This window comes from Taklimakanibacter deserti, assembly GCA_003574785.1.
This window is the reverse complement of sequence record QORU01000006.1, coordinates 242,493-255,305: the sequence shown is the minus strand read 5'-3', so window position 1 is coordinate 255,305 and position 12,813 is coordinate 242,493. Positions and strand designations below refer to the sequence as shown.

Annotated in this window: 5 protein-coding genes; 2 read left to right on the top strand and 3 right to left on the bottom strand. The window is 62.4% G+C overall.

Annotated elements, in window-relative coordinates; translation table 11 throughout:
* Nucleotides 1–71: 71 nt before the first annotated feature.
* Nucleotides 72–5,315 carry a hypothetical protein gene (locus tag DS839_RS14510; RefSeq protein WP_119271063.1) on the top strand — a complete coding sequence of 1,748 codons (5,244 nt, stop codon included), beginning with the start codon at nucleotides 72–74 and terminating at the stop codon, nucleotides 5,313–5,315.
* A 35-nt stretch (nucleotides 5,316–5,350) separates the two neighbouring features.
* Nucleotides 5,351–9,529: a hypothetical protein gene (locus DS839_RS14505; protein ID WP_162918528.1), complete on the top strand. Its 4,179-nt coding sequence runs from the start codon at nucleotides 5,351–5,353 to the stop codon at nucleotides 9,527–9,529.
* Between the two features lie 80 nt (nucleotides 9,530–9,609).
* Here the strand turns inward: DS839_RS14505 and DS839_RS14500 are convergent, their stop codons facing one another.
* From DS839_RS14500 to DS839_RS14490, 3 genes are read right to left on the bottom strand one after another with little or no spacing between them, the layout of a single operon-like run.
* Nucleotides 9,610–10,797, bottom strand: coding sequence for an ABC transporter substrate-binding protein (locus tag DS839_RS14500; protein ID WP_119271061.1), 1,188 nt, complete (start codon nucleotides 10,795–10,797; stop codon nucleotides 9,610–9,612).
* 20 nt (nucleotides 10,798–10,817) lie between these two features.
* Nucleotides 10,818–11,897: a branched-chain amino acid ABC transporter permease gene (locus DS839_RS14495; RefSeq protein WP_119271060.1), complete on the bottom strand. Its 1,080-nt coding sequence runs from the start codon at nucleotides 11,895–11,897 to the stop codon at nucleotides 10,818–10,820.
* A 1-nt stretch (nucleotide 11,898) separates the two neighbouring features.
* On the bottom strand, nucleotides 11,899–12,813 hold the full coding sequence (locus DS839_RS14490) for a branched-chain amino acid ABC transporter permease (RefSeq protein WP_162918527.1): 915 nt from the start codon (nucleotides 12,811–12,813) through the stop codon (nucleotides 11,899–11,901).

The following is a 12,813-nucleotide window of genomic DNA, read 5'->3' as shown; positions in this document are numbered from 1 at the left end:
CAAGCGAGACATGGCTCTCGTGATGGTGTTCGTGATCGATGGTGGCCGCTATGACCAGCAAGCAGCAACGAATGCGCGAATTGGTGTTCGGCCATCTCGACGCCCAGACACCGGCGCGCAAAAAAGAACTCAAGCAACTACAGGGCTTTCTGTCCCGGGCGGTCTTTCCCGACGATTTGACGTCGCTCAAGGGCAGCAGCTTTTCCTTCGAAAGCGCCGATTTCCTCGCCGCCGAAAGGATACCGGAAGAGAACGCTGCCCTTCTCCGCCTGCTCGAGAAGGAGAAGGCACCGGACGAACTCGAATTCCGCGTCTTCGTGCGCGAAGTGCCGGTGCGCAGCACCCAGCTTCATGCTTCGGCTCCCTTATGGGCGGGCGGCGCCGCGCTTGAACGGTCGCTCGGGCCCTTCGCCAATGCGGATGGTCGGCTGTTCTGGTTCGACTTCTTCCGTCTGGAAAAGCTCGTCGCGCTTTATGTGCAAGGCCTTTCCCACCCGGCACTTCTGTTCAAGATCACCAGAGGGCTCCAGTTCATCGACGCGACCCTGCCGCTCGCTGCGGGGCTGTTGCCCAAATACAATCTGAATGCGGGCAGTATCTGGATAAACTCGCAACTGCTGAGCCCGGATGCTCCTTCAGGCTATTTCACCGGACTGACCATCAAAGGCGGTACCGTTGCGCTGAGCGCCAAGCCGCAACTGATCAACGGCAAACTGACGGCGGCGGCCAGCACCAAAATCTCGGTCAAGCTGCAATTGCTGGAGAAGCCTGCAACCAGTGCGGATCCTTCGAGCCCCTATGGCAAGGATGCCCGGCGGATGAAGCTCGACCTGCCGCCAACGCTTGCCTTTCATTTCTCCGGCCAGAACAGCACCCTCGACGAGGTCGGCGACGCCGCGTGGTCGCTCTTCGGGCAAGACATTTCATTCGAATGGAACGCGGGGCAGGCGGGGTCGTATGACGCCTTGCTGCACAGGGTTCTGATCCCGTTCAAGGCCTCGGTTAAGAGCTTTCAGGTTGGCGCCAACGCGTCGCCATTCCACACGCTGTCGGGAAAGGCGCCGATCGCCGGCAGCTACTGGGCCTTGCCGGCAGCACCCATCGACATCGCCAATCCTTCGCCCGCCGCCGGCATCGGCGCCATGGTTCTTCGCACCAAGGTAGGCTTGAGGGCAAGTTGGAGCGCCCTCAAAGGCGGCTCCCTCAATCTGACCCAACCTTACATCATGGCCGAGCCGGGGCGGATTGCGCTCAGCGACCCGGCGGCAGGCAATGCCGTCGCCCATCATGATCTCGAGCTGTGGCGGGACGAGCAGAACAAGTTTGGCACGAAGGTCCGCCTTCAGTTGCCGGCTGCTGGCCCCTTCTTCTACAACACGCTGGCCGATGGAACCGAGCTCGTGATGACCTTCGGCCATGCCGACGTGCAGGCCGATCGTCCGGTCACGGTTGAAGGCAAGCCACTCGAGCTGCGCTCGAAAAATTCGCTGCTCATGCTCGCGGTGGCGAAGACCTTCCGGATGATCTATCTCTTCGACGACAACATGCTGGCGGACAATTTCGATCTGACCCAGACGCCGCCGGTCTTCCCAAAGCCCATCGCACTGGCGCTGACCAACGCCTTGTTCAAGGTGACGCCCGCGAATGGCTGCCTGCTGTTCGGGGAGCTGGCGGCGGATTTCGTCAAGGTGGAACGCGGAATCCTGTTCATGACGCTGGGGCTGCTCGCCTATCTGCCGACGCTGCCCGATCCCTATGCGGCGAATATCGGCAAGCTGAAATTCCAGTTCCGCGGCCGCTACAAGTCCTTTGGCGAGCAGACGATCTGGCTATGGCTCGTCGCCTATGTGAAATGGGAGAAGGGATCGGCGGATTTCGACAAAGTGGAAGGCTCGTTTCACTTCGCACCGCTGCAAAGCACGTTGCAGCAGGCCGTCATCAAGCCGCCGGAACCCGCCACCGCCGACTTCGATTTCACCAAGATCGGCGGCGCCGGTGTTTCACCGAAGGCCTTTGGTCTCGACGACCATGGCTGGGCGCCTCATGCCCAGTCGCATTTGCCCAATTATGGCGGCATCTGGGACGAAGCGACCAACCGGATCACCGACGACTTCTTCGCTCTCCTCGATGTGAGTACGAACGCGGATCTGCTCGGCATCAGCTTCAGCACCTTCATGAACACGAGTTTCGGCATGGTGACGACCCACGTGCCGGAGTCATCCGTATCCACGGGCCTTCCGCTGCAAGTCAAGAAAATGGACGTGGTGAGCCCGGGGTTGAATGTGCGGGCATTCACCGTGCCGCAAATCTCCTGGGAGCCGGTGCTCAATCTCACCGCCCCCGCCGTCACGGCCGATCCCCCGTTCGGCGCGAATTATTATCCCGACGACGGCGGCCCCACCCGCATCATCAACAACAGCGGTGAAACCGTGGCGCTCGCGCCGCTGCCGCTCACGGATTTCCTGGTGGAAAGCTTCGATGACGACAAGTTCGCCGCCGTCGCCTTGTCCACCTTGCCTTTCGGCATGCGGATGCTGGCGCTCTTGCAAAAGAATTACTGGTATCAAGGCAATCCGCGGCCCGGCACCAGCTTCGGATTCAACGCAAAGAAATTCCCCGACAACCTGACCGGCGGGCGGCAGCTGCAGGCGGGTGGCGGCGAGGCGTTGCGCCAGGGCGAGAACGACATGTTCATGGGCAGCACGCTGCAACTGAACAACATCCTCGACCTGTTCGGCAATCCGACCGGTGCCTCCACGCTCGGGCGCAGCGTCACCAAGATCTTCAACAACGAATGGATGCTGGATCCCTTCCAACTCATCCGCCAGCGCGGCGTGCCGCTCGAACGCGTCGACTGGAGCGGCTATGGCGCCAGCATCTTCAGCAACTGGCTCAACCCGAAGGCCGCCATCGCCGAGACCAGCCAGGCGAAATTCGATGTGTGGGTCGGGCGCTGCGCCCACGAAATCATCCAGGTGAGGAGCATCCTCTATCCCTGGGCGATCAAGGTGGTGCGGACCATCACGCTGTTCCGGACGCCGAGCGGATATGTCTATCGCTTCGACTCGGGCTGGCGGGCGGAAAGCGATGGCCGCTTCGACTTCCGCTATTTTGTCTACAAGGACGACCCGGCCAATCCCGGCACCCTCATTCCGGAAGAGCGGCAGGCGAAATATCACATCCATCCGGGCGTGGTCGGTGGGCTCTTCCTGGTGAAGGACATCAAGGAAACCGACGAGATCCAGCCATTCAAGGGCACAATGACGATCTCGCCCCCCGACATGATCGTCGACATGGACGGCAAGGAAGTGAATGCCGCGGCGGGCGGCTCGGAATTCGATTTCGAGCTGCAGCCCGTCTATTTCAACGCCGATATCGAGATCGAAGATCCGGTGAGCGGCTATGCCGAGAGGGAATTCGCGGGCGGCGTGAAGCGCAAGCTCGTGCCGGCGAAACGCATCCTGGGTTTCGTACAGGTAGCACCCAGAGGCCTGCCGCTCACGACCGATGCCTTCAAGCTCATGATCGACCGGCAGGCGGGCAATATCGGCGCTGCCATCGATTGCGTGGTGGATATCGGCAAGAGCGGCCAGCAGATGCGGCTCACCCGCTTCGATATCAGCAATTCCTTCGACGAGGACGGTGTGTCGCCTGCCTTCGCTGTCGCCGGTCGCGGCAATGTCCTCCTGCCCAAGGACGGCTCCTGGAGCATGGTCCGGCACGAATTCGCAACGGGCGAAGTCTCGCCCGTGCCGAAGGAGCTCAGCGTGCCGCTCATCCGCATCGGCAAGCTGGTGAAGAAGGCCGGCGACAAGTGGGAGCCCGACATCGCGCCCAAGGATGGCCTCCTGCGAATCGCCAACCCCGCCGATCTCTTAAGGCCCTCAGTCGCCGGCACCTTGAACTATGGCTTCCTCCAGAGCACCGACACGCAAAAGGCGCTATTCCTGACGCCGTCCTTCAAGCTCGGCATCGAGAAGATGCTGAGCAAGTCGCCGCCGCTCTTTGCCGACGCTTTCCGCATCGTGAGTTCGAAGGCCATCTTCCCCAATGTCGGGAAAGCCATTGCGGGCGACATCGGCGATGCGATCTCGCTCCTGGAGAATTCCGGCCAGTTCAACAAAGCTGCCGGCATCCAGGACGGCCTTGCGGACGTCTTCGAGCTGATGCAGATCAATGACAAGACGGGTGGCCTGAAGAAGGAAGGCTACAAGCTCCTCAAGCAGCTCGAGGAGCCCTTCAAGCTGCCCGACACGGAGTGGAAGCTGATCGAGCTCGGCGGCGCCTTCAAGATCTATCTCGAATACAAGGCGGACAAGATACAGACACCGGGCGGCGGCACGAAGGATGCCAAAGGCGGTCTCGACTTCGACGTGGACTCCTTCGCCGGCGGCCTCGCCGACCAGTGGAAGAGCAAGATGGCGAATGTGTCGGTGGTCGTCGATCTCGGCCCGATCAAGCGACTGATGACCATCAAGGGAAACTGGGACGCCAAGAAGGGTGCCGAGGCGCAGTATGGCGGGAATGCCGGCGATCCGGATTTCCCCTCGCCGCAGATCCAGTTCGCCGACGAGCTGAAGCCGGTCATCGAAATCCTGCAGATCCTGCAGAGCCTGCAGGGCGAGAATTACAAGGACGCGTTCGCCCGCGGCCTGAAGCTCGCCATGAGCAACAAGGCCGGCAGCTGGGAATACAAGATGGAAGCCGCGAAGGAAATTCCCGTCGTGCGCTTCCCGATGCCCATGTTCCTGTACAACGACCCGAACGCACCGCTGAAGCTCGAAGCCGGCCTGAGACTGGGGATGTATTTCAACGCCGCCCTCAAGGTGACGAGCGACCCGCAGCAGCTCCTTCCGACCGCCGGCGCCTTTCTCGGCTTCTATGGCAGGCTCTCGGTGATGTGCGTGTCGATCTCGATCGCGACCGTCTACGCCGTGGGCCAGGTGAACCTCGACATCGCCGCCGACACCAAGACCGGCCCGGCGCTCAGGATGAAATTCGGCTTCGGCGCGCAGATCGTGATCGGCCTGCCGGTCGCCGGCAATGTGAGCGTGCTCTACATGGTGACGGTTGAGATCTACACCGATGCCACCTCTGTCGTGGTGTCGGCGGGTCTCTTGTTTCAGGGGCACGCCGAAATCCTGGGCGGCATCGTCGGCATCACGATCACGATCGAGGCCAAGGGGACGGTTGCAAGGATAGGCGACCGCACCGACCTGGCGGCGCAAGTCACCTTCGGCCTCGATATCAGCATCTTCCTCGTCATCAACATCAGCTTCAGCACCTCGTGGGAGGAGCAGCGGCAGATTGCGTAGCGACCACGGGTATTGAGCCAAGCAGGCACGCCGACATGGAACCGAACCGACGATTCTCCATCCTTCCCTTCCCCCAGTCCTTTGACGGCAGCACTTTGACGCTCAACATCGTCGTGCTGCCGCGGAACCACAACCCGTTGAAACAGGCGATCGAATCCGTGGTGGGAATTGCGGATCCGGGCGTCAGTCTCGCCGAGGCGGAGTTCGCCTTCAAGGCGCGCATCGTGAGCAGCCTGGCGGGCTTTCCCAACAACCATTCGCCGGGGGCAGCGCTCGACCTTGCGACCACGCCGCCCACCGGCGCCAAGGCGCTGTTCGAGGCGCTGGCGGCCAATTTCAGCATCGTCAATCTGGGCGTCGCCAACACCAATGCCAATGTAAACAGCCCTTTGAACGACCCGCCGCCCGCGGCGAAGACGGGCTTTCCCATCCGCAAATACCTGCCCTTGAGCTACCGCGGGGCGTTCAATTTCACGACGCCGCGCACCAGGGCCGCGGTGACCGACGACAGCTACCATTGCGCCATACGCGATGCGAAAAAGGTGGACGGATTCCAGAAGAGCCCGGAGGCCATTTCCTGGGGCAAGGTCTTTGCCTTTGCCTTGCGCCAGCCCTTGCTGGCGCGGCGCCTGGGAATGATCTACACGGCCTCCTTCGAAGTGAAGCCCAGTCATTTTCCGGCCGGCGGTTGGCTCTATGTGGACCTGGCCGAGGACAGCGACTTTCTCGACCAGATGAAGGCGGCGGACGGCTCGCCGGGCGGAAGTTTTGTCAGGAAATACGCGGCGCGGATTCCGGCACTCACGCCGGGCACGGCGCGCCCGCTCTTTGCGCCACTGCTGTTTCCGGTTCTCTACAAGAAGAACGCCGGCGACCCGGATCCGGCACCAGACGGCAGCTACGACCAGCTCTTCATCGAGGCGGCGGAATATGACGACGGCTTCGCCAAGATCGTCCATGCCATGCAGCCGAAGAGCCGCAATTTCTTGGGCGAAACGCCCGCCGACGGCAAGCCGGTCAAGGATGCAGGCATCCGCCTCGGCTGGGACGACGAGCAGATCCTGATCTGGTATCTGCGCCAATTGGCGCAGGACGCGAGCGTTTCCGCTCCGGATAAAAGGCTCGATGCGCCGCTCGGCGTCTTCGGCTACGCGATCGATGTTCGCGAGACGGGCGCGCCGGAAAAGCCTTGGGAGACCCTGAACGAGGTCGAGAGCACAGCCCCGCTGGCCGTGCCCACGCCGCCGCAAGGCGCGATCTCGCTCGGCGATTTCGAGGGTGAATTGCCCTACCAGGTCTATCCGATGCAGCTCGACGGCAATCTCGCCGGTACCTATTGGCTGCCGATGTATTTCGCCAATTGGGGCGGACACAGCATGGTGCTGCCCGACAAGGATGCCGTTGCGATCTACCGCCATGCCGAGCTCGATCCGGCCAAGCCGGCAAATGCCGTCGGTACGGAAGTGCAAGCGCCGGACAACAATCTGAGCAAGAGGTACCAGGCTGCGCCGCTGCAAACTCTTTTGCGCTATGGCAGGCAATATGATTTCCGGGTGCGGATGCGGGATCTGAGCGGCGGCGGTGCGGCGCCCGACGCCGTGCCGGTGCTGGAAAGCCCGTCCGCCATCCATACGACGCCGTTCAGGCGCTATGTGTCGCCGAACCAGCCGCGGCTCGAAGACCTGCCGGTCAATTCCGATGCGCCAGGCGACCCCGACAGCTTGACGATCAGGCGACCGCTGCTCGGCTATCCCGCTGTGGTCTACACCGGCAAATATGCCGACCCGGTCACCCGGCTGGTGCAGGCATCGAACGCGCTCGCCGGCAAGGAAGCCTTCGGCATTCCCGATCCCGACGTGGATCGAATCGAGATCACGGTCGAGGTCGAGACGCTGAAGCTCGACAATCTGCTCAGCGTCTCCGGCAAGGAAAACTATGTGCATCTCTATACGACCGAGCGGCTCTTCCCGACGCTGGCCGGTGATTATGGCTTTGCCGCGGCGCTCAACATCCCCGTCGTCTACAAGGATGTGAAGGTGCTGCATCTGGGCGATGAACTGGATCTGGAAGGCGATCTCGGTCTCGCCGCCGATATCGACGATCTTCAGGAAATCGTCCTGCCGACCGCGCGCCGGGTGCGCCTGACGATGCGGGCGGTTTGCGAAGAGAAGGACGATGACGGCGAGTATTACGGCCTCATCAATCCCGCCGAGCACGATCTCGATAGCCGCTATGGCCACGTCGTGGAAGTGTGGTGTTACCGCGAAAGCAGCGACGAGACCGACCTGTTCGTCGACTCGGCGCCGTCGCAACGGCTGCGCGGCATCTTCCTCCAGCCCGACCCGCCCCAAGTCTTCGATGGGAAGCTTGCGACCTTGTTCTTTGGCAAGGAAACGCCCAAGCCACCCGACATGGTGCAGCGCCTGGCCAAGCAGCTCGGTCTCGAGACCGCCGGCCTGACGCTGGTCGCGCCGAAAGGCGAGCGGGTGCAGTTCGGCTGTTCCAGCCGCATCCGCCATACGCTGTCGCCGGACAATTCTTCGCTGACATTCTCCTCGAAAGGCGATCTGGCGAACCATTGGCTCGTCTGCATCGAGCTCACCATCGACCGCGACTGGATGTGGAACGCCCTCGAAGACCGCAGCTTCGCCGTCGAGAGGACGCTGCGCTTCTCAGGTGACGACCCCGCAACGGAGACCGAAACGAAGGCCGTCGGCGACATCGAGATGCGCCGGACGGCGTCCTTCGAGATGCTGCATTCGCCGAAGCGCAACTATACGCGGCTGGTGTTCATCGACGCCGTCGAGCCGAAGAATGAGCGGATGCGGCCTTCTCCGCACCAGACCGAGCCGCGTTTTCCCGCCACCATCGAGGCAAGTTACGCCATCACGACATTCTTCAAGCAAGATCACGCGGCGGAACAGGACGAGCCAGAAACCATCAGCACCGTGCTCCCCGTAACCACGCCGCCTTCGCAGGTGCCGAAGGTCGCATCCGCAGGCATCGCGCTGTCGCCTTATGTGCGGAACGAAAAATACAGCGCCACCGAACCCCGTCGCCGCTTCCTCTGGGTCGAGTTCGAGGAACCGGTCGCCGATCCGAACGACACCTATTTTGCGCGCATGCTCGCCTATTCGCCCGACCAGCTGATCTCGAACAACCATCCCGAATTGTTCGTGGCGCCGGAAGAGCCGGCGCTGCCGATCGATCCGGAAGAAACGCGAGTCGTCATTCCCGGCGCGACCAACGACCTCGCGGGCCTGACCGCCATGCAGGCCATGACCAAGGCCGAGGACAGCGACCGTCATTACCTGCTGCCCTTGCCGCCCGGTCTGCACGCCGATGCCGATGAGCTGTTCGGCCTTTTCACCTATGAGTTTCGTGTCGGGCACTTCCGGCACAAGGATACTCTGGAAATGGCATGGACGACGGCGCAAGGCAGGTTTGGCCGCCGCCTGAAAGCCACCGGCATCCAGCATCCGGCACCGGCTCTGACCTGCGCGGTGAACCGGGACGAGAACAAGCTCTGGGTGGTTGCGCCCTATGCGGTCGCCGTCTTCGACGGCAAGAATGTGACCGCCGATCCGCCGCGAACCCAGCTCTGGTGCCTGCTCTATGCCCAGGTGCGGCAGGCGGACAATCTCGATTTCCGCAACATCCTCCTCGACGACAAGCAGCTCGACTGGCGGGTGCAGGTCGAGGACGAGCCTGGCTTGAGCCCGTTCCTGCGCTATGACGAGGTGCAGCTACGGACATTGAGAAATGTCGCGCTGAAAAATGCGAAGATCGAAGTGGGCTACGCCCAGCTGGCGCAATCATACAAGCTCACGGAAACCGAAACGCTGAACAAAGACGCCAAGAAATACGGTACGGCGATCTGGAGCAATGACGAGGTCGCGCAATGGCTGAATCTCTTCGGCTTGCCGGAGGACTCGCCGTTGAGCGTGCTGGTCGTGGAAGTCCTGCCGCAGATCACCAACATTTTCGACCACGCTTCCATCGAGCAGCAAGCGGTGAATCTGAGGATCAGGGAGACGATGCAGTCCGACCTTCCCTCGCCGGAGAGAGCTTCAGAATTCGTGGCGGCGCGGCGGCAGCAAGCCGATTTCCAGCAGGGCCGCAGCCCGGTGAACGACGAGCTCGGGCATCATCGTATCCTGCGGACATCGCCCCTGACCGAAGTGCCGTTCGTGTGCTGCCCGACCTGCGAGTGACCTGATTGCCATGTCCCTGAACGAAAGAGGCCGGGACCCCGAGATCCCGGCCTCGACGCTTCCCCTCAAAGGGAGGGCGCTTACTGCTTCAGCAAATCCGGCACCGGAATGGCCTCGCTGATCGTCCATTCGTCGATGACTTTCGGCTTGCCGTTGTCGGTCTCGACGATGAGATAGCGGCCCCTGTTCTGGTGGTGGATCTCGCTCGTAAAGGTGCGCGGGCCGAACAGGGTCGGCTCGTCCTTCATCTTCTCGAGCTCGGCCACGACGGCGTCGGCATCGGTCGACTTCGCCCGCTCCACCGCCTTGGACCACACGTCGATGAGCACATAGCCCGGATAGACATACTGGCTCGACGGATCGCCGCCCGTCACTTCCTTGTACTTCTTGTTGAACTCATTGACCTTGGGATTCGGGTCATCGCCATAGATCGAGCCCTGCACCGGGACGATGAAGTCGGAGAGATCGGGCACCGCCGAGAGCCAGTAGCTGCCATCCATGCCGGAGCCGTTGAGGATCGGCGCCTTGATGCCGGCCGCACGAATCTGCTTCACTGCGCTCACCGCGCCCGGCATCATGGTGCAGAGCATGATCGCATCGGGCTCCTGCGGCAGCGCCTTGATGCGGCTGATCTGCGAGGCGATCGAGGCATCCTCGTTCTTGAAGGTGTCGCTGCCGACGAGCTCGGCATCCTTGAGCCGCGGCAATTGCCAGTCGAAGCCGTCGCAAATGCCCTTGTTATAGACTGTCCAGGTGTCGAGCAGGCGGTAGAACTTGCGGGCATTTCTCTTGTTGTAGGCCCATTCCGCCATGGTCGCGCCTTGCACCGCCGCCAGCACCGAGCTCGAGAAGGAATGCGGGCCGACACCCGGTATGCCGGCCTTGATCGATTCGGCGCACAGGAAGAAGGAGACCTTGCCGGCCGCCTCGGCGGCGAGCGCCGCCGGTGCGCCGAAGTCATAGTCACAGGACACGATCACCAGCTCGGCGCCCTTGTCGAGCACTTCGAGGCCGGCCTTGGCGCCCTCGGCGCGGTCGGTCTTGGTGTCGGCGGTGACCACCTTGATCTGCTTGCCGAGCAGGCCGCCCGCCTTGTTGATCTCATCGATGCGGATCAGGGCCGCATCCTGCGCCGGCTTGTCATAGGCCTGCATGAAGCCCGATTCCGCCGTGGCGAAGCCGACGACGATCTCATCTGCGGCATAAGCGCCGCCCGTCATCAGCGTGCCGAAGACGGCCGCCAATGCCAGTGTTCTTACTCTACTCATCGTTTCCTCCTTGGTGATGTCTAACGCACGTCTTCGATAGTCTTAGAAATGGTAACGCCATTCGTTTGGGTCTTGCCGAAGGGCCAGTGCCGCCAGACGAGCTCGCGATTACGCGTCAGCCCGGACGGCCGGAACATCAGGATGACGATCATCACCAGGCCGATGGTGATCTCCTGCAGGCCGTTGGGGATCGACAGCGTCGCCCCGCCGAGATCGATGCCCTTTTCCAGCCAGCGCAGCAATTGGATGACGGCCGAGATGACGATCACGCCGAGCACCGCGCCCGAAAGGCTGTTCATGCCGCCCACCACCAGCATAGACAGGGTGATGAAGGTGATGCCGAGATAAAAGGCGTCCGGGTTCACGACGCCGAGGAAATGCGCATAAAGGGCGCCGGCGATGCCGATGACGAATGCCGAAAGCACGAAGGCAATGAGCCTTTCCCGCACGATGTCGATGCCGGAAGCGGCCGCCGCCGTCGCCTCGTCGCGCGCCGCCCTGAGCGCCAGCCCCGAGCGCGAGATCTGATAGAGATAGGCGATGACGACGACGAGAGCGGCGCCGCCGAGCGCCGTCCATGTGCCGGTGAGGAAGGGTATGCCGACGATGGAGCCGGTGCCGCCGGTCACCGAATCCCAGTTGGAATAGACGACATTGATCACCGCCAGCATGGCGAAGGTCGCGATCGAGGCGGCGATGCCGGAGAGCCGCATCATGATCCGCCCGACGATCAGGGCGAAGAGAGCCGCCAGAAGGCCGGCGAGCGCCGCCGACAGGAGGAACGGCAGTTGCGCGTCGGCGAGAAAGGCCGGCAGCCCCGGCAGCGAGATTTTCTTCATCATCGGCGGGATGGTGAACCAGGCGGCGGCATAGGCGCCAAGGCACATGAAGCCCGTATGGCCGAAGCTGATGACACCGGAATTGCCGACGAAGATATAAAGGCCCGCCACCAGCATGATGCGGATGAACATTTCGACGATGGTGCGGTCGAACGGGCGCGATCCCACGAGTTTCGTGACCACCGCGATGGCGATGAGGATCAGGATCAGGATGATCGGGGTCGAGATCGTGCGGGCGAGGAGAGAGCTGCGCTGGGTCATGTCACACTCTCTGCTTCGCCGCCTTGGGGGCGAACAGGCCTTGCGGCCGCCAGATGAGGCAGGCGATCACCGCGCCATAGACGAAGGCGTCGCGGAAAGGCCTGGCATCGAGCGGCAGGATGACCTGCATGAGGACGCTGGCGCCGCCGATGAGGAAGCCCGCGATCACCGCGCCCGGCAAGCTGCCGAGGCCGCCGATCACGGTGGCGATGAAGGCGACCAGCATGACCGAGACGCCCATCTGGATGTCGGCGGTGCCGGATTGCGTGGCGAGGATGAGGCCGATCGCGGCGGCGAGCATGCCGGAGATCGCGAAAGCCAGCATGATCACGCGGTTCGCCTTGACGCCCAGCATGCGCGCCATGGTGAAGTTCTCGGCCGCGGCCCGCATCTCGAGGCCGAAGCGGGTGCGCTTGAGGAAAGCCGTGAGGCCCAGAAGGATGACGATGGTGATGCAGATGGTGATCACCTGCAGGAGCGGGATGCGGGCGCCCGCGACCTCCACCTGCTGGCCCAGATTGGACCACAGATCGATGGATTTCGGCCGGCTAGAGAACAGCATCAGCAGGAAGTTCTTGAGCACATAGCCGAGCGCGAAGGAGGCGATCATCATGGTCGCCGGATTGGCATTGCGGAAGCGGCGGAAGACCAGGATCTCGGACAGGACAGAAAGCCCGGCGCCGATGGCGAGGATGAGCGGGATGAGGATGACGGTCGGCAGGTTGCCGGCGAAGACGATCGCCGCCGCATCGATCGAGGGCCACAGCATGGCGAAGACGCAGAAGGCGATATAGTCGCCATGGGCGAAATTGACGAGCCGCATCACGCCGAAGATGAGCGCGATGCCGAGCGCGCCCAGGGCAAAGAGGCTGCCGAGGCTCAGGGCGTCGAAGATGATCTGGAGGATGGCGGTCAT